Here is a 16,933-nt window from a genome sequence, read left to right as displayed (position 1 = left end):
GTGGAAAAACCGTCAATTGGTCTGGCGGCGGTGGTCCCCGGAGAATTCGCCTGATTGGATCTGTCATGCCCCCGCGCCAGCGACTACCGTGAGAATCACATCACTGCTGCACGAGATCGCTCCATGACCCCCCGCCTGGATTACTACAGCGCGTCCCCCAAAGCGATGAAAGCCATGATCGCGATGGAGGCCCTGACCAGCAGCCTGAGCATCGAGCAGGGCCTGCTGCACCTGATCAAGATCCGCGCTTCGCAGCTCAATGGCTGTGCCTTTTGCACCGACATGCATTCGGTGGATGCACGGCGCCTGGGCGAAAGCGATCGGCGCCTCTATTGCATAGTGGTCTGGCGCGACAGTAATTTTTTCAATCCGCGGGAAAGAGCCGCGCTGGCCTGGACCGAGGCGGTCACCTTGCTCTGCGAAAGCCACGTGCCGGACGATGTCTACGCCCAAACCCGGGAGCAGTTCAGTGAAAGCGAAATGGTCGACTTGACCATCGCCGTCACCACCATCAACAGCTGGAACCGCCTGGCCGTGAGCTTTCGCCAGACGCCCAGCACCTGAGTCTTTGTCATGCCAGGTTCATGAACGATCCGCAGGATGTAACTGTCAGTGTCAGATCGACAGGGAGTCTTAGATGTCAGTCATGGAAACCAGCACCCGCCTGGGGGCTACCGAGTATCGTGTAGCCATTGATAAAAACCCCTCCTGGCGCCAGTTGGCAGCAGGTATCGACCCCGAACTGGCGCTGTGTTTCACCGCCAGCGCCCGTTGCGGTTGCTTCATGCAGGCCGCCCGCAGTCTCAACCTCAAGGCCACCCGCCTGCGCAGGCAACTGGTGCTGCTGGAGACGCAACTCCAGTGTTCGCTGTTCGTTCATTCCGACAATGGATTCAGCCTCAGCCGCGATGGCTTGCGGCTGCACGCACAATTGATCGCCCTGGCCCATGAGCGCAATTTACCGGTGATCGAGCAGCCGTTGATTCGGCTGGCCGTGGCGGATTCGATCCTGCATGACCTTCTCGGACGCGGCCTGGTTACACTGCTGCGGCGCAACGCCAGCGTGCGGCTGGACATCATCACGCTCGACAGCGAATTGTCATTGCAGGCGGTCAGCGCCGACGTGGTGGTGTGGCTGGGCGAGACCGAGTCGCCATCACCGGGGCCAAGCTTTGCCACCACTGAACCCCGGCGTCTGGTGCAACTGGATTACCTGCCGCATATTGCCAAGCGCTACTCGCGGGTCGCTTCCAGGCCGGAATGCCTGGATGACCTGGCCGGTTTTCTCCTGGTGCAATGGCAGCAGGACGGCCAGGTTGAAAGCTTGCGGCCATGGAATGCGCTGGTGGATCAGCGCCTGGCCGGAGCGGTGCAGCTGCAATCCTGGGAGCTGATGCTGGAGATGATCCGTTGCAGTGCCTGCATCGGCCTGCTGCCGCACTACATGAGCCACTTCGACCGCGGGCTGGTTGCCTTGCCGGGCTTGTTTGACCAGCCGATGCGACGTCAGGTGTGGATGGCGGTCAATGCCCATTCCGGGGACGATGCGCAGGTACGGATGATCGTCGAGTTGATCGAAAACACCTTCAGCGAGCGCCGGGCGTGGTTTGAATGAAGATCGCTTGAATAGACTGCAAGCTCCCTCGCCACAAAGGTTTCGTTCGGGATAGAGTGAGCGGCCATGTCTGCTTCAAGGATGATTCACCCATGCCAGCCACCGAACCCGTTATCACCCTCGAACGCTTCAACGAGTCCCATATCGAAGGCATCACGGCGCTGTACAACGACCCGCAGATCGCCCGACAAACCCTGCAAATGCCGTTTCAGTCCACCGAGCTCTGGCGCAGTCGCCTGGCGCTGGATAACGAACGCCTGGTGAAAGTGGTGGCCCTGCATCAAGGGACGGTCATCGGTAACATTGGCCTGGAGCAGTTCTCACGCATTCGTCGCAGCCATGCCGGCAGTTTCGGTATGGGCGTTGCGGTGGCGTGGCAGGGCAAGGGCGTGGGTTCGAAGCTGGTCGCGACGGCACTGGATATCGCTGACAACTGGATGAATCTGCAGCGCATCGAGCTTTCGGTGTACGCCGACAACGAAGCGGCCATTGCCCTGTACCGCAAGTTCGGCTTCGAAACCGAGGGCCTGTTCCGTGATTACGCCGTGCGCGACGGCGTGCTGGTGGACACCTTGAGCATGGCGCGCCTGCGTCGCCCGCCCAAGGCCGGTTGAGTCAGCCGCCCAGGGCGAACCTCTGGCGTACCTCCCGGCTGTTAGTTGCACACCGGCTGCACGCATCTGCCATGCTCAAAGTCCGTAGCACCGCTGCAACCAAAGGAACACTGCAATGGACGATGTACAGCAACTGGGTGAAATGCTGCGCCACTACGCCGAAAGCGAAGCACACAAGAAGCAACTGTTCGAGTCGCAATCGGCGGTTTGGGCCACCTGCATTAATGAGTTGTTCGATCAGATTCAGCAATGGCTGGAGCCGGTGCAGGCGCCGAACCTGCTGGAAGTGAACCGCGAAGCGTATGTCGCCTCGGGCCCCAGCATTCCTGTCGAGACATCGCCATTCAAGACCGAGAAACTGTCCATTGTGATTGCCGGCAGACCGGTGGAATTTGTCCCGGAAGTCATGGGGGCAGGTGGGCAGATTTCATTGGCGGTGATGGGATTGACCGCTGCGCGTTTCGGCAGTGTCTCGCTGGTTTGCCAACCACCGTCGCGTAGCTGGCAGTGGCGCAAGACCAATGGACTGAAGGATCCGGATATCTTCCCGTTCGATGCGAATCTTCTGGCGCAGCAGTTGCAGAGCCTGATTCCCCGGGATCGTGGCTGAGCCTTTGATCAACGACACATGACCCTGTGGGAGCGAGCTTGCTCGCGATGACGTCGGTAATGCCGATAAAAAACTCAGGTCAGACAGGCCTTTGAGCCCCGCATCATTTCAGTGCCGGATCGCCCATGTTCATTTTCTTCCAGCCCTGCAACAGAACCTGCGCCTTGGGTTCCTGGCCGTTGTCCAGGTAGTACCGGATCAACGACAAGCGGGCATTGCGGTTGGACGGTTGTTCTTTCAACAACCGTTCCAGCTCTGCGCACGCCTCGTCAATCTTGCCGCTGTCATGCAGGGCCACCGCCAGCACATAGCCGAACTGTCCGCTCTGTGGTTCCAGTTGCGCGGCCTTGCGCAGGTACGGCATGGCTTGAGCGGCCTGGCCCGCGCGAATCAGCGCAAGGCCCTGGGTGTGTTGCAGCAGGCCTGAGTCGGGGTGGTCCTTGAGGCTTTGCGCCAGCAGGGCATGGGCTTCCTGACTGCGACCGTTGACCTCCAGCCATTGCACCAGGGTGACCAGCGCCGGGTAGAAGTCCGGATCGCACTGCAGGGCCGCGCGCAGGAAGCCTTCGACTTCAGCGTTGCGACCGCTGGCCTGATACAGCATCGCCAGATTGAGGTTCGCTTCGGCGCGTTCGAGCAGGTTTTTCTGAACCATTTCGTATTCGACGATAGCGGCATTCCAGCTGTCCCGAGCCGTGCCCAGGCCGTTGCGCGCCACACTGAGCAAATCCCGGGCGGCGGCGATGCGCACTGCTCTGACAGGATCATTCAACAAGGGGGTCAGCAGTTGCGCGCGTTCCGGTGGCGGCAGGAATGCACTGAGCGCGCGCATGGCGCTCTCACGTACTTGAGGCGCCGTGTTGTTCAGGTCCCTGGTGACCAGTTTCAACGCTTGTTCGCTCGGATACAGCGACAATTCGCCGAGCAGCGTCGCGCGCTGGATCGCCGGCAGATTGCTGCGTTGCAGTTGCTCGAACAGCGCCTGCGCCGCACCCGGTTGACCGTTACGGATCAGCCACAGGCTTTCGTCGTAACGCGGGGCTTGCACCGCGCTGGCGCTGGCGGTGTTCCACAGTTTGAATTGCTCGGTGATCTTGTCGCCGGCCTTGCCCTGGTGGCAGGTCAGGCAGGCGTCAGGTGTACCGAGTTTCTTTGCTCGCTCAGGGTTGGGAATGCTGAAGCTGTGGTCATGCCGCAAGTCATTGCCCATGTAGAACTTGGCGGGCATGTGGCAATCCACGCACTGCGGACCCGGTTGGCCCATGGTGTGGCGCGTGTGTTCGATTGAATCGTAGTTTTTCGCTTGCAGGCCCTTGCCGTCGACACCTTCCACAGTGGTTTTGCCAGCGGTGTTATGGCATTGCAGGCATACGCCGTTGCCTGGCGCTTTCAATTGAGTGCTGTGCGGGTTGTGGCAGTTGCTGCAACGCACGCCCTTGTCGAACATTTTGCTCTGGGCAAAGGAGCCGTGTTCGAACACTTCGTCCTTGATCTTGCCGTCCAGCGCGTACAGCTCACGGGTCAGGGCGCTCGGCAGGTAGTCGTCCATCAGGCGCTTGCCGACTGTGTAACCGTCGTCCAATGGTGCGCGGCGCGAGTGGCAGCGGGCGCAGGTTTCGATTTCGACAGTGGCGTTCTTGTCCTTGAGGTCGACGGCAAACCCGGCATGGATCAGGTCGGTTTTCTTCGCCGTCCATTCCAGATGGCTGGACGCCGGACCGTGGCAGGCCTGACAACTGACGCCGAGGCTGGTCCAGTGACTGTCGAAGGTGTTCTTCGGCGCATCGAAATTGCGTTTGAACCCGGTGGTATGGCACTCGACACACATGAAGTTGGCGTTCTGGCCCGGTTTACTCCAATGCAGCGGGCTCTTGAAGTTCACGCCCTGGCCCGGATACAGGTGAAACCAGCGGTGCTTCTCGGTATCCCAGGCTACGCCGAGGGCCTGCAAGCGGCCTTCGCCGACCTCGATCAGGTATTGCTGCAAGGGGGCGACGCCAAAAGCATAGGCCACCTTGAAGTCGGCATTCTTGCCGTCGACGCCGGGGGTGTTGACCCAGAATTCGTCGCCTTTGTGCGAGAACACCGTGATCTCTTTTTCGGTCTTGAAGGTGACGTTATTGAAGTCGCCGAGCAGGGTGTCGGCGTTGGCTTGCTGCATCGCCAACTGGTGATGGGAGCCTTGCCAGTCCTTGACCTGCTTGCTGTGGCAACCCTGGCATTGTTGCTCATCGACCATCTTCGCCGGCGCGACAGTGACCGGGCGCGGTTTGGCCGGTTCGACGACAGGGGCGCTGACAGGGACTGGCTGAAGCGGCGTCGGTGTACTGCTCAGCAGAAACCAGCCAATACCTGCCACTGTGAGCAGCAAGATGCCGATGGTGACCGGGAACAGATAACGGTTGATCAGGGTCGGTTGCGAATCAGGGTGTGGGTTTGCAGCTTTATTTTTATGTTTCGGCATCACGACTTCCATGGTCCAGGTGCGTTTGCCTTGCAGCGCGCGATGAAGCTTGATGCAGCTTTGTCGGATGGTTGGCGTCTGTCAAATAACGGATGTTGTGAAGCTGATGGCCCCTTCGCGAGCAAGCTCGCTCCCGCAGGGTTTATGTCGTGCCCAAATGTAGTGATCGATACCGAACCTGTGGGAGCGAGCTTGCTCGCGATGGCGATCTATCAGGCACCCAATCACTCCCCCACAAACCACCGGTAATGTGCTGCGACATACGTTTATTGCAATCCTGCATGACGTCTTCTTATTGAGCTTGCTCGGCTGTGGAGGCATCGAACGGATAGATCCGACGCCATTCGGACGCCATGTCGACGACCGTCCAGCCACGTTTGTTTGCTTCGTCCAGGGCCTTGTCCAGACGACCGATCTGCGATTGCCGGTCGTAAGCCCATTCGCGTTTGGCGTCGGTGTGATGCACCAGGCCCATGAAGCGTTTACCGGGACCGGCGGCGGTCCACTGGAGCATTTGCAAGTCACCGTCGGAGTTGCCAAAGGCGAGGATTGGCCGGCGTCCGATCACGGCGTCGATGCTTTCCGGTTTGCCCGGGCCATCGTCGTTGTGGGCCAGTTTTGGCGTGCGCAGGATAGATGCCTGGCCGTCCTTGAATTGATAGGCAGTGACAAAGGTGGTGCCAATGACCTGTTCTGGCGGGATGCCATAGACCTTTTCGGCGAAGGCGCGCATGAACCCGGTGTCGCCGCCGGACACGATGTAGGTCTTGAAGTCCTGGCTGCGCAGGTAGTCGAGCATTTCCAGCATCGGCTGGAAGATCATCTCGGTGTACGGCTTGCCGGTTTTCGGATGGCGGGCCTGGCTAAGCCAGGTTTTGGCGTAGTCAGCGAAGGCATCGGTGGTCATGCCGGAGTGGGTCGCTGCGAAAATCTTCAGCAGGCCTTCCATGCCAGTGGCGGCCAGGGCCTTGTGATCGTTTTCCAGCACCGCCTGGAAGGGCTGGGTGGTTTTCCATTCCGGGTGCTGCGCCGCGGTGCGCTTGACTTCGTCGAGGGCGAACAGCAACTCGAAGTACATCGGCTGCTCGCTCCACAAAGTGCCGTCATTATCGAACACGGCAATGCGGTCCTCGGGCTTTACGAAGTCCTTGCTGTTTTGATCGGTGACCGTCTGCACGAACTCGATGATCTGCTTTTTCGACGGGCCATCGTTCCAGGAGGGTAGCGGCCCGGCCGCCTGAACCAGTAACGGCAGGCTCAAGGCCAGGGTCAGCAGGAAGCTGAACGCTCGGTGATGGCGCAGCGATATCGAATTCGTCATGGGAAATCCTTCTCGTGAACGGGGTTGAGCGGATGCAGTGCACAAGAGACTGATTCCCTGTTGCGCCCGGCCTGACTATGCAGCGTAGACAAGGATTCCCTGATTTGGCGCAGCGCCTGATCTTTGTCCGGTTCACGGCCGTAACAGGAACAGGCCCGCAGGAAGGTTTGCAGGCGCGGGCCGAGGCGGGTCGGTTTCAGGCCGCGGCCCATCCGATCGCTCATTGATCCCGTAAACCAATCGCATCCTATAAATATGTACCGCACCTGATCGCTGCCCCGTAGACAAGCTGTGCCCTACAGACAAGGAGAGACTGTATGGCACAACGAACATTGCACGATGGATCTACTGGGGATGTCGTCATCAGGTCGGGGCCGCCGGCCGCGGGTGGTGGCGGTGGGAGCGGTGGTGGTTTTGGCGGCAACCGTGTGGGCGCCTCCGGCAACTTCGGTGGCCCCAGCGCCAGGACCAGGGCGCTCAGGAGGCAGGCCAAGCTGGAGCATGCTGCCAGGCAGGCAAAAGAGCAGGCAGAAGCCATTGCCCGAGCCCAAGCGGCCCAAGAGCAGGCACGCCTGCAAACGCGGCAGCAACAACTTGAGGGTATGGCCCAGCGTCAAAGCGCCTTCAAGGTCGAGGCAGATCGCAGTTTTGCTGCAAGGTCTGATCAGCTTGCCTCATCGCTTGACGGTGAAGTCCTGGCTGCACGACGGCCACCTGATATCAATCCGAGCGAGCGCTGGCAGCTCTATCTCATTACCAGGGAAAAAATCGAAATCGACGGGCTGATTGCCCGTAAAGCTGCAGAATTCAATGCCCAGGGTTCGTTAGCCCGCTCATTCGATGGCCACGATCCGCTCGTCCGTTCGACCAGCGATTACATGGCACGGCTGGACCAGTTCGGCGATGCACTCGACAGTGGCCACCAGGCTTGGGAAACCGCTTACAACGCGGCCCATGAAGCGCAGTTGTTATCGGCGCAGATCAAGGCACTGACGGAACGGTCTGCGACGCTGTCTGTGCGTCACGCGGAGCAGACCATTGCCTGGCGGGAAAGAGAAGGCATCTGGGAGCGTCATCGACAGGTTGCCGAGCAGCGTGATGCGCGGGTGCGGTTCAAGCAGCAGGCTGACGCTGATATACGCATAGAGCGGGTGAAACAGGCCAACACCTACCGTTTAGCGGTCAATCCATCAGTGCCTGCTGTGTCGACACTCGCTATTCCTGGCAGCGCATTGGTCGCCGGGGCGGCCGATGCATTGGCAATCGCAGTAAGCCGGTCAGTGGTGCTGTTGGGCGAAGTAGCAGGAACACTTGCCACTTCGCAAGTCGCAATATTCGTAGGTGGGATAGCGTATCCATCCGAACTGGGCAACGGAGAGTTAACGCCTGAACAACGTGCTCGCCTGTTTCACGCGGTTGCCGTTCCGGCGCACGCACTGGAGCTTCACGACAGTCGAGAGTTGCAAGCCATCGCTGATGCGGGCGGTTCGGTGGCGGTTGAGTACCGCTTAAAGCCAGTAGTCGAGGCCCAAGGCACTGCGATCATTGTCGCCAGCACCGGTGCCGAGATCGACTCCCGGGTACCGGTGGTCAATGCAGCGCTGGACCCGTTGACCGGCGTGTACACCGCTGAAGTTCCCGGTTCCCCGACCCGTTATGTGGAATTCGCACCAGACTCGGCGCCTCAAGCGCAGGTGCCGAACCCGCAGCCCCTGGCTGTCACCCAACCACAGACTTTGGGCATACCGGCGGGTGTCGATTGGCGCATTCAGGACTGCATCGTTTGCGTGCCGGGGCTGGAGCCGATCTATCTGTCCTTCAATACCCCGCCCATGGGCGCCGGTGTTGTCACGGGAACAGGTCAGCCAGTTACCACAGACTGGTGGAAAGCCGCTACACAGCCTGTAGGCGCCGCTATTCCGACGCTGATCGGCGATCAGTTTCGAGGTCGGGAGTTCACGTCGTTCGAGGCCTTCGACGAAGCGTTGTGGCGAACGCTCGGAGAGCATCACGAGATTGTTTCGCAATTTGACGAGGTTAACCAAAAACGCCTCGAACAAGGTTACGCCCCCTATGCGCCGAAAAGCACATGGGCCGGTGAAAACCGTGAGTTCGAATTGCGTTACCAGGAGCGACCGGGGTTCTGGTCTGATCCTTTCAATCTCGATCAAATCAGTATCAAAACACCCAGCAATACCGAGGGTTGGATCGGCGTCGTGCCGACGGTTGTGCCTTGGCCAATTCCGCCTGCGAGCTCTTGGAAACCCCTGGTTCCACCGGGCAGTGAACTGCTTGGTTCGACCATATCGCCGATAACGCCTGTAGCTCCTGGTGTTTATCCCGGCAGCCCAGCCGTCCCCGTCCTACCTGAAAACGGGACGTTTCCGGCTGTTGATGAAGGGGATATTGGTGCGAGTATTCCCGGGTTTCCGGGGGATATGGAACTGCCTTCGCCGGGACTGGTTTTCGTTGGTCCGCCGGTTGAGCCTTTGGAGGTTGGGCCGTATAACGAGTTAAGTGGTAGGAGCAGGGGGGATGGGTTGGATATTGACCATATTCCATCGCGGAGAGCTTTGGAGGAGTACCTTTTAGAGAACTTCGCCGATATGACACCACGTGAACGTAGAGGTTATACACAGCGAGCCCCGGCCATAGCAATACCCGCTGAGGTACACAGAAAATTCAGTGAAACCTATGGTGGGCGTAATACCGCATTGAAGCGGTCTCAAGATGCATCTGATCTGGAGCAAGCGGTAGATCAAAATTTTGATGCAATCAAGCCTGGGTTGCTTGACTCTGGCCTGGATGAAGGCAGCATCGAGATTGGGCGCGAAAGGTTGCATGCTCTTCACAAACAACAGGGGTGGTATTAATGGACGCCATAAAAGTGGTGGAGCTAATAGAGGGAGTTGGTCACACTCACGAGTCATTGTTGGCAAGCGGAACTATTCCTGCCCAGTCTCTTACTGAGCTATATCCCGGTTGCGATCGATTGGATCTTGAGGTTGAAGATGGAGTAGAGCTTACGTTTTGGTATGAAACCAAAGTATTGGATAGTTTATTTGTTACTTTGGTGGAGACAATGCCTACTACGGTGAAATACGGAGGCGAACTTCCCGAGCCCTATAGGTTGGTAATGACTCAGTCCGATGTACATGCGTTATTTGGCGAACCAATGGAGTCAAAAGGCCCAATCAAAATGCCTGAGCCAATGGGCCAAACAGGTGGTTGGGAATCCTATCCATTGGATCCTGCTGTTTATCCAGGTAAGAAGGTCGTATTTCAATACACGGCTGCAATGGAAGTAAAAACGTTGGTCTTCACTTTGATTGACAAGGGGCACGACTAAAACTTTGGTATAGCAGGCAAGGCTGTACGCGCAGTTGTTCAGGGTAGGGCCGGGGGGTAACTGCGATCTAAATTAATAAGAAAATATTAGGCATGTAACGCTATTATTCCGGCAGCCAAGTCCTACCGGAAAACGGTACATATCCAGCTGTCGATGAAGGCGAAATGGGTGCGAGTATTCCCGGGTTTTCGGGGGATATGGGGCTGCCTTCGCCGGATTTCTGTTTCTTGATCGGCGGGATGATCCGGGTGTCGCGACCAGGGCAGGGCAGGTGGTTTCGGGGGGTATGGTTGGGAGATGCTGCGCGAGGACAGGGGGCGCCGGTTCCTTTGCAAATTGCTGATCAGCTGCGGTTGCAGGAATTTCGGAATTTTCATGCATTCAGGCGGGCATTTTGGAAGGCGGTTGCGGCAGATTCTGAACTGAACACTCAGTTCATAGCTATCGATTTGGATTTGATGCGAAAGGGCAAGGCTCCCTTAGCGTTACCTAAATATAGATATGGCGGGCGGATTAAATTCGAAATTCATTATCAGTTCGAGGTTGCCCAAGGAGGTGCTGTGTACGACATGGATAACTTGGTGGTGATGACACCCAAGAGGCATATTCTTTTTCACGGTAAAGGAACAGAGCAGAAATGAAGTTCAAAGAGAGATTTGAAGACTACACAGAAGCGGAGTTCCTAGAGTTTCTTCGGTGCCTATTTGAAGAGGCGCGAGACCTGCCCGATGATGAGTTCGACTCTTTTATAATTAAGGGTGTGTTGCATTTTGAGGCTGTAACTGAACATCCAGATGGGATACATGGCTTATGCAATCCGGAGGATCGGGGCAAAAATACACCGGTGAAAGTACTGGAAGCCACCAAAAAATGGCGCGCAGCCAATAACAAACCCGGCTTCAAACCAGAATAACCTTCTATCAACACTTGCCGGCACTTGCCCCTGATCGAGCAAGTGCCCTTGTCTACAACAGCTTGCCCCAAGGGCTCAAGGAAGAACCAGGATGGAACTCAAAGCAACCCTCAAAGATTTTACAGCGGCAGAATTTCAGGCGCTGGTGAGCAGGATCTGGGCCGTTGATCTACCCAAGCAAGACCATGATCGCTTGATCAACCATTTCGACCAGATTGTCGGGCACCCCAGCGGTGCGGATTTGTTGTTTTACCCTGTTGATAACGGTTGGGACGGACCGGAGTCGGTTATTCATCACGTCAGAGGCTGGCATCAAAAACATACAAACAGCGCGGCATTCAAAGATGAAGCGATACCCATGGCGCCCCCGCCGGCATCGGCAAGTGCCGCATATCGACACTTGGCCGAGGTGCATAAAATCACTGCTGACGTTGCAGTGTCGCAGCAGTTGGTCGAAATGGCGCTCGGCACTTTCGCTCAAGCCATTCAGTACGCGCGAACGCAGCAGAGCGTCGATCTGGAAGTCTCCCTGCAGGAAGAAAGTATTCGTGCACTGGAGCGCGCTCAGCATGAAACCCATAAGGCCGTCAGGAATTTGGAGTCCTGGAAGATGAGGTTGGAGTTCGCCAGAAACAGTGCGAAAAACAACCTGGCCTTTGCACGATCCGAACACGCTCTATGGCAGAGCAATGCTCTACAGATCAATGCGACACACGACCGCCATGTTGCGTTGCTGGCAGACTTTGTCCAGCGCCATCGGGGTCTACATGATGAAGCCGAGGCAGTGTTGATTGCGGCGCAAGGACGATTGATCCAATCGCGCACGCTGGCGGGAGTCGGTCCGACACAGACCGCTCGTGTGGTTAACGCATCATTGGCTTTTGCCAATAGTCGTCCCGCCGTTTTGCTGGAAGGAGCACCTTCGGAGTTGGAGGTGGGTCAGCTAGCGAGTTTGCAAAAAGCCATTCGCTCGGTCGTCGGTGAACTCACCTGGCGCAAGACCTCGATCGAGCCAGCCGATAAAAGCCTCTGTGCTGCCATTTTAAATTTCGAGTTTTCCAGCCGCGCGGATGCTCAGGTCTATGGCCTCAGCATACCTTTGATTGAGCTATTACCGATTGAGGGGCTGGATTGGCAATCGCTGGCAGCGAAGGGGGCCGAGGTAAATGTTCCTTTCAGGCTCGGTACCGCAATAGTACCCGTGGAACCCGGGACGAAATTCAAATGGTTGCGCGAGATCAAGACGCTGTCGCAGATTCACATCACGGAATCCCTGAGAAGCCATACGGGCGTTCGAGTCAGGTCGGCCCATTTCAATGAGCAATCAGGAGCGTTCAGTTTTTACCGCTGATGGTGCTGCGCCAATTACCGTTAACTGGAACGCGCCCGTCACTCGTGATTCAACGCGTCGTTTGGAGTTTGTTTACTCTTCGCCGGTGCCGGCAATGGAATCCCTCCCGCAAGGAGTCGAGGGAGCGCCATTCGACGACTATGTTGTGGTTTTCCCTACCGACTCAGGGCTTGATCCGGTGTACGTCATGTTCAGAAGTCGAGTTGAGTATCCGGTTTAACGGGGGGGCATCAAGTGCTCGATCATGCCCAGGTAACGGGAAATGTCCTGAATGTGATCGAGCATATATCGGGCGTATTCAGTTCTTCTTCGCCTGCTCCCATACCCGCTCTTCCTGCTCCCGTAGTTCCGGGGTGAACTCCGCCCCGAAGTCTTCCATCTCGAACACCTGCCGAATCTCGATCTCGGCCTCGGTGCCCGGCATCGGGTTGGGGCAGCGCTTGACCCATTCGATGGCTTCTTGCTTGGACTTCACTTTCCACAACCAGAAACCGGCGATCAGTTCCTTGGTTTCGATGAAGGGGCCGTCGATGACCGAGCGTTGCTCCCCCGAAAACTTTACGCGGGCGCCTTTGCTGCTGGGGTGCAGGCCTTCGCCTGCGAGCATGATGCCGGCCTTGACCAGTTCTTCGTTGTAGTTGCCCATCGCGGTCAATAGCTCCTGGCTGGGCATCACGCCGGCTTCGGAATCCTGGCTGGCCTTGATGATGATCATGAATCGCATGGTGATTTCTCCGTTGTAATTGAGTGACTCGCGAAATGGTCGAACGGCTGTAGTGCAAATCGACAGCCCCTCGACAAAATTGCTGTAGAAGACACTTTGGCAGGTTTCTTTTCGACCGCCATTTCGCTACACCGTATTTCTGGCAAGCCTGTCCAACGATCAAAGGAATGTGTCCTGTATGCCAACCCTGGAACTCACCACACTCATCCCCGGCCGCACGCCCGGACAGGTCCTCGACTTCTGTCTGGAAGGGGTCAACTTTCCGAAGATTTTCCCCGAGCGCATTACCCCGCTGGGTGATGTCGATCTGAACAACCTGCGGATTGAAGCCGGGCGGCAGTTCCGCTTTCGCCACTGGATGTTCAATGTGATTCCGTCGAGCTGGACGGTAGTGATCCGTGAAGTCGGTGAAATGCATTTCATCGACGAGATGCTCAAGGGACCGATGCGTGCCTTTCGTCACGAACATCGAGTAGCGGCAGGAGAGAGCGGTACGCTGTACACCGACCGGGTGACATATTCGGCGATAGGTGGCGCGCCAATGGAGTGGTTGCTGGTCAATGGCTACATGCGACGGATTTTCGAGGCGCGCCATCGCAATATGCTGGAGTTACTCAAATAACGCCGCTGTCCCTGTGGGTTGTATCCAGTTTTGTACGCCGATACATGACAATTTATGTTTGACCGTAGGTCGTCGGACAATTTCGTGGTTAACTTCGGCCTCGTCAAAACACTCCACACCAACGTCAGAAGGACTCCGTTCATGGCTCAAGTCACTCTTAAAGGCAACCCGGTTCAAGTCAACGGCCAACTGCCACAAGCCGGTTCCAAGGCGCCAGCCTTTTCCCTGGTTGCCGGCGATCTGTCCGACGTCACCCTGAAAGACTTTGCCGGCAAGCGCAAAGTGCTGAACATTTTCCCAAGCATCGACACCCCGACCTGCGCCACCTCGGTTCGCAAGTTCAACGCCCAGGCCAACGACGTGGCCAACACTGTCGTACTGTGCATCTCCGCTGACCTGCCGTTCGCCCAGAAGCGTTTCTGCGGTGCCGAAGGCCTGGAAAACGTACAGAACCTGTCGACCCTGCGCGGTGTCGAGTTCATCCAGAACTACGGCGTGGCCATCGCTGACGGCCCGCTCAAAGGCCTGACTGCCCGTGCTGTGGTCGTTCTGGACGAAAACGACAACGTGCTGCACAGTGAGCTGGTTGGCGAAATCGCTGATGAGCCGAACTATGAAGCGGCACTGGCTGTTCTCAAGTAAGTAAGCGCTTTTACAATTGTTAACGGCCTAGGGGGGCGATCTTAATTGATTTCCCCGCCGCGTTGTCGCCTTAAAACGGGCCAGGCAAGGCGCAGGCCGCTGGGAATGGTTGTTCCCTTTCCAAGGCCTGCAACGCAGCCTGGCCCGTTTTAAGGCACAACCCGAAGGGCCGGACCTGCTGTTGTGCAGGGCTGCGTTGCTCGAAGCTTATTTGGAATGACCAAACCGCGCTTCTCGCGCCTTGCCCTGCACAACAGCAGGCCCGGCGCGGCGTGGAAATCAATTAAGATCGCCCCCCTCTGTCCAGGTCGTTTTCATTTGTGCTTCAGTGTCTTACAGAAAACTCCAGTTACGTAAGCCGAAGGTAAATTGCCGGTAAAGGCGCTTTGCTTAAAACCCGCCAGTGCTTATCGTTCAGCCTCATGTAAAAAAAGCCCACGCGCCCAATGGTTGATCACTCAATGCAATCCTCCGCTTCCCGTAGTCCTCGTCGCTGGCTGTTCGGCCTGCTAGTCCTGTTGGTCATCGCCGCCCTGTGCTGGAAATTCTGGCCCGGCAGCGCTGCGTCCAAAGAGGCTGCGGGGCAGAAAGCCGTCGCCGGGCATACCGGCAGGTCAGGCGGAATGCGACCTGGATTCGGCGGGGCGTCCGGGCCGGTACCGGTGCGAGTGGCTCCGGCAGTCACCGGCGATTTCCCTCTGTACTTCAAGGCGCTGGGCACGGTCACGGCGCTGAATACCATCAATGTCCGCAGCCGCGTCGGCGGTGAGCTGGTCAAGATCTCTTTCGAAGAAGGGCAGATGGTCAAGGCTGGCGACCTGTTGGCCGAAATCGACCCGCGCCCCTACCAGAACGCCTTGCTTCAGGCCGAAGGCACCTTGCTGCAGAATCAGGCGCAGCTGAAAAACGCCCAGGTCGACGTCGAGCGCTATCGCGGCCTGTACCGCGAAGACAGTATTGCCAAGCAGACCCTGGATACCGCCGAAGCGCTGGTCGGTCAGTTCCAGGGCACGGTCAAGACCAATCAGGCAGCGGTCAACGACGCCAGGCTCAACCTCGAATTCACCAAGATCCGCGCACCGATCACCGGTCGCGTCGGCCTGCGTCAACTGGACGTCGGCAACCTGGTAGCGGCCAACGACACCACCGCATTGGCGATCATCACCCAGACCCAACCGATCAGCGTGGCCTTCACTCTTCCGGAAAACAGCCTCGACACCGTACTCGCCCGTTATCGCAGCGGCGCCAAACTGCCGGCTGAAGCCTGGGATCGCGGTGATACCAAATTGCAAGCCACTGGCGTGTTGCAGAGCCTGGACAACCAGATCGACGTCACCACCGGCACCCTGAAATTCAAGGCCCGTTACGAGAACCGCGATCAGTCGCTGTTTCCCAACCAGTTCGTCAATGTGCGCCTGTTGGCCGACACCCTCAAGGACGTAGTGCTCGCGCCTTCCGCCGCGATCCAGTTCGGCACCAACGGCACGTTCGTATATGCCCTGGACGGTGACAAGAAGGTCAAGATCCGTCAGTTGAAAGTCGGCGCCAGCGATGGCGTGAACACCGTGGTCACCGAAGGCCTGTCGGCGGGCGAGCGGGTCGTGTTGGAAGGCACCGACCGTCTGAAGGACGGCAGTGAGGTGGAGGTGGTCAACGACAGCCAGGACGTGCCGGCCACGCCAACCGAACACCTGCAAGGCAAGTCGGCGGCCGACGCGGCAACGCCTGCGACCACCGACAAGGCGAAAAAGGGCGGCGCATGAATCTCTCGCGGCTGTTCATCCTTCGCCCGGTAGCCACCACGCTGAGCATGCTGGCGATTATTCTGGCCGGTGTGATCGCTTATCGGTTGCTGCCGGTTTCGGCGCTGCCTCAGGTCGACTACCCGACCATTCGCGTCATGACGCTATATCCCGGCGCCAGCCCGGATGTCATGACCAGCGCGGTAACCGCGCCGCTTGAGCGGCAGTTCGGGCAAATGCCCGGCCTGACGCAAATGGCCTCCACCAGTTCCGGTGGGGCGTCGGTGCTGACCCTGCGGTTCAGCCTCGACATCAACATGGACGTGGCCGAGCAACAAGTTCAGGCGGCGATCAACGCCGCGACCAACTTGCTGCCCAAGGACCTGCCGGCACCGCCGGTGTACAACAAGGTCAACCCGGCCGACACGCCGGTGCTGACCCTTGCGATTACCTCCAAGACCATGCTGTTGCCCAAGCTCAACGACCTGGTCGACACCCGCATGGCGCAGAAAATCGCCCAGATCAGCGGTGTCGGCATGGTCAGCATTGCCGGCGGCCAGCGCCAGGCCGTGCGGATCAAGGTCAACCCTGAGGCCCTGGCGGCCAATGGCTTGAATCTGTCGGACGTGCGCACCCTGATCGGGGCGTCCAACGTCAACCAGCCCAAGGGCAACTTCGACGGCCCGACCCGGGTTTCGATGCTCGATGCCAACGATCAACTGACGTCGCCCAAGGATTACGCCAATCTGATCCTGGCCTACGCCAACGGCGCGCCGTTGCGGCTCAAGGACGTGGCAGAAATCGTCGACGGCGCCGAGAACGAACGTCTCGCTGCGTGGGCCAACGAAAACCAGGCCGTGCTGCTGAATATCCAGCGTCAGCCCGGCGCCAACGTGATCGAGGTGGTGGACCGGATCAAGGCCCTGCTGCCGAGCATCACCGACAACCTGCCGGCCGGCCTCGACG

General features: G+C 58.1%; 17 protein-coding genes and 1 pseudogene. 14 read left to right on the top strand and 4 right to left on the bottom strand.

All coding sequences use genetic code 11. The annotated features are described in order from the left end of the window. The first annotated feature begins 123 nt into the window (after positions 1-123). The 4 genes from AC1DU9_RS27320 to AC1DU9_RS27305 all read left to right on the top strand — a co-directional run bounded on the left by AC1DU9_RS27320 (position 124) and on the right by AC1DU9_RS27305 (position 2,839). Positions 124-564 carry a carboxymuconolactone decarboxylase family protein gene (locus tag AC1DU9_RS27320; RefSeq protein ID WP_223462903.1) on the top strand — a complete coding sequence of 147 codons (441 nt, stop codon included), beginning with the start codon at positions 124-126 and terminating at the stop codon, positions 562-564. Positions 565-637: 73 nt separating this feature from the next. Continuing rightward, positions 638-1,615 (top strand): LysR family transcriptional regulator, encoded by a 978-nt coding sequence (locus AC1DU9_RS27315; RefSeq protein WP_223462902.1) that lies wholly within the window; start codon positions 638-640, stop codon positions 1,613-1,615. Between the two features lie 92 nt (positions 1,616-1,707). Further along, positions 1,708-2,229, top strand: a complete 522-nt coding sequence (locus AC1DU9_RS27310) for a GNAT family N-acetyltransferase (RefSeq protein ID WP_223462901.1) — start codon at positions 1,708-1,710, stop codon at positions 2,227-2,229. A 115-nt stretch (positions 2,230-2,344) separates the two neighbouring features. Next, on the top strand, positions 2,345-2,839 hold the full coding sequence (locus AC1DU9_RS27305; protein ID WP_223462900.1) for a hypothetical protein: 495 nt from the start codon (positions 2,345-2,347) through the stop codon (positions 2,837-2,839). 103 nt (positions 2,840-2,942) lie between these two features. Here AC1DU9_RS27305 and AC1DU9_RS27300 read toward each other — a convergent pair whose 3' ends face one another. The 3 genes and pseudogenes from AC1DU9_RS27300 to AC1DU9_RS27290 all read right to left on the bottom strand — a co-directional run. Continuing rightward, entirely contained in the window at positions 2,943-5,303 is a 2,361-nt protein-coding gene (locus AC1DU9_RS27300; protein ID WP_223462899.1) for a tetratricopeptide repeat protein, read from the bottom strand. A gap of 292 nt (positions 5,304-5,595) precedes the next feature. Then, positions 5,596-6,624 carry an HAD family hydrolase gene (locus tag AC1DU9_RS27295; protein ID WP_223462898.1) on the bottom strand — a complete coding sequence of 343 codons (1,029 nt, stop codon included), beginning with the start codon at positions 6,622-6,624 and terminating at the stop codon, positions 5,596-5,598. Beyond that, positions 6,621-6,839: pseudogene (locus AC1DU9_RS27290) on the bottom strand (BatD family protein); the annotation flags it as partial. The pseudogene AC1DU9_RS27290 and the gene AC1DU9_RS27295, both read right to left, overlap by 4 nt. A gap of 102 nt (positions 6,840-6,941) precedes the next feature. Here AC1DU9_RS27290 and AC1DU9_RS27285 point away from each other — a divergent pair. The 6 genes from AC1DU9_RS27285 to AC1DU9_RS27260 all read left to right on the top strand — a co-directional run bounded on the left by AC1DU9_RS27285 (position 6,942) and on the right by AC1DU9_RS27260 (position 12,457). After that, entirely contained in the window at positions 6,942-9,497 is a 2,556-nt protein-coding gene (locus AC1DU9_RS27285) for an S-type pyocin domain-containing protein (protein WP_223462897.1), read from the top strand. Continuing rightward, entirely contained in the window at positions 9,497-9,973 is a 477-nt protein-coding gene (locus AC1DU9_RS27280; protein WP_223462896.1) for a DUF6392 family protein, read from the top strand. The genes AC1DU9_RS27285 and AC1DU9_RS27280 overlap by 1 nt, the downstream gene beginning before the upstream one ends. 164 nt (positions 9,974-10,137) lie before the next feature. After that, on the top strand, positions 10,138-10,614 hold the full coding sequence (locus tag AC1DU9_RS27275) for a hypothetical protein (RefSeq protein WP_223462895.1): 477 nt from the start codon (positions 10,138-10,140) through the stop codon (positions 10,612-10,614). Continuing rightward, positions 10,611-10,886, top strand: a complete 276-nt coding sequence (locus AC1DU9_RS27270; RefSeq protein ID WP_223462894.1) for a bacteriocin immunity protein — start codon at positions 10,611-10,613, stop codon at positions 10,884-10,886. Before AC1DU9_RS27275 ends, AC1DU9_RS27270 begins: the two co-directional genes overlap by 4 nt. Before the next feature lie 91 nt (positions 10,887-10,977). Further along, positions 10,978-12,237: a bacteriocin immunity protein gene (locus AC1DU9_RS27265; protein ID WP_223462893.1), complete on the top strand. Its 1,260-nt coding sequence runs from the start codon at positions 10,978-10,980 to the stop codon at positions 12,235-12,237. Beyond that, positions 12,203-12,457 (top strand): S-type pyocin domain-containing protein, encoded by a 255-nt coding sequence (locus tag AC1DU9_RS27260; RefSeq protein ID WP_223462892.1) that lies wholly within the window; start codon positions 12,203-12,205, stop codon positions 12,455-12,457. Before AC1DU9_RS27265 ends, AC1DU9_RS27260 begins: the two co-directional genes overlap by 35 nt. 78 nt (positions 12,458-12,535) lie before the next feature. Here the strand turns inward: AC1DU9_RS27260 and AC1DU9_RS27255 are convergent, their stop codons facing one another. Further along, on the bottom strand, positions 12,536-12,961 hold the full coding sequence (locus tag AC1DU9_RS27255; RefSeq protein WP_223462891.1) for a YciI family protein: 426 nt from the start codon (positions 12,959-12,961) through the stop codon (positions 12,536-12,538). Between the two features lie 178 nt (positions 12,962-13,139). Here AC1DU9_RS27255 and AC1DU9_RS27250 point away from each other — a divergent pair, with 178 nt between their 5' ends. From AC1DU9_RS27250 to AC1DU9_RS27235, 4 genes are all read left to right on the top strand, one after another. Further along, positions 13,140-13,583 carry an SRPBCC family protein gene (locus AC1DU9_RS27250; RefSeq protein WP_223462890.1) on the top strand — a complete coding sequence of 148 codons (444 nt, stop codon included), beginning with the start codon at positions 13,140-13,142 and terminating at the stop codon, positions 13,581-13,583. 141 nt (positions 13,584-13,724) lie between these two features. Further along, positions 13,725-14,225: a thiol peroxidase gene (gene tpx, locus AC1DU9_RS27245; RefSeq protein ID WP_223462889.1), complete on the top strand. Its 501-nt coding sequence runs from the start codon at positions 13,725-13,727 to the stop codon at positions 14,223-14,225. A 446-nt stretch (positions 14,226-14,671) separates the two neighbouring features. Next, on the top strand, positions 14,672-15,988 hold the full coding sequence (locus tag AC1DU9_RS27240; RefSeq protein WP_223462888.1) for an MdtA/MuxA family multidrug efflux RND transporter periplasmic adaptor subunit: 1,317 nt from the start codon (positions 14,672-14,674) through the stop codon (positions 15,986-15,988). Beyond that, on the top strand, positions 15,985-16,933 hold a 949-nt coding region (locus AC1DU9_RS27235; protein ID WP_477811059.1), incomplete at its 3' end, for an efflux RND transporter permease subunit. The genes AC1DU9_RS27240 and AC1DU9_RS27235, both read left to right, overlap by 4 nt.

It is taken from the genome of Pseudomonas sp. P4_C1, from assembly GCF_056402155.1.
Note: the sequence above shows the minus strand (reverse complement) of the source record. Positions and strands in the feature narration are given on the sequence as shown.